The sequence below is a fragment of the Vibrio sp. 970 genome, assembly GCF_033339075.1.
Genome location: NZ_JAWOTW010000224.1, coordinates 1 through 773 on the forward strand (window position 1 = coordinate 1; position 773 = coordinate 773).

Annotated in this window: 1 protein-coding gene; it reads left to right on the plus strand. The window is 48.5% G+C overall.

Translation table 11 applies throughout. The features are described from left to right. The coding region (locus R7Q11_RS25830) for a D-serine ammonia-lyase (RefSeq protein ID WP_225466958.1) at positions 1–773 on the plus strand (773 nt) is incomplete at both ends.

Consider the following 773-nt stretch of genomic DNA (forward strand, 5'->3'; position numbering starts at 1 on the left):
TGAGTGCCAAGCTTGGTTTTTCAGTATCGGTTCATATGTCCGCCGATGCGAGAGAGTGGAAGAAAAACAAACTTCGATCACACGGTGTCAACGTGGTTGAGTACGAGCAAGATTATGGTGTTGCGGTTGAGCAAGGTCGAAAACAGGCAGAGAGCGATCCCAACTGCTTTTTTATCGATGATGAAAACTCACAAACCTTGTTCCTAGGTTACTCGGTTGCAGGTGAACGCTTAAAACAACAATCTGATGATTTAGGTATTGTGGTTGATGAACGTCATCCACTGTTTGTGTATTTACCATGCGGTGTTGGTGGTGGGCCAGGTGGTGTTGCTTTTGGGCTCAAGGTGGCCTTTGGTGACCACGTGCATTGCATCTTCGCTGAGCCAACACATTCTCCTTGCATGTTGTTGGGAGTACATACGGGTTTGCATGATGAGATAGCGGTGCAAGATATTGGTATAGATAATCTCACCGCGGCAGATGGCTTGGCAGTTGGTCGTCCTTCTGGTTTTGTTGGGCGAGCCATGGAGCGGCTAATTGATGGTTACTACACAGTGACGGACGAACGTATGTATCAGCTTTTAGGAGAGTTGAGCGAACGAGAAGGCATCAATTTGGAGCCCTCTGCATTAGCCGGAATGATGGGCGCGGTGCATGTCTCGAGTTCTCTACACTACCAGACTCGTTTACAGCTTACGGATGAACGTTTGAAAAATGCCACACACTTAGTTTGGGCGACCGGGGGAGGGATGGTGCCAGAAGCCGAAATGTCA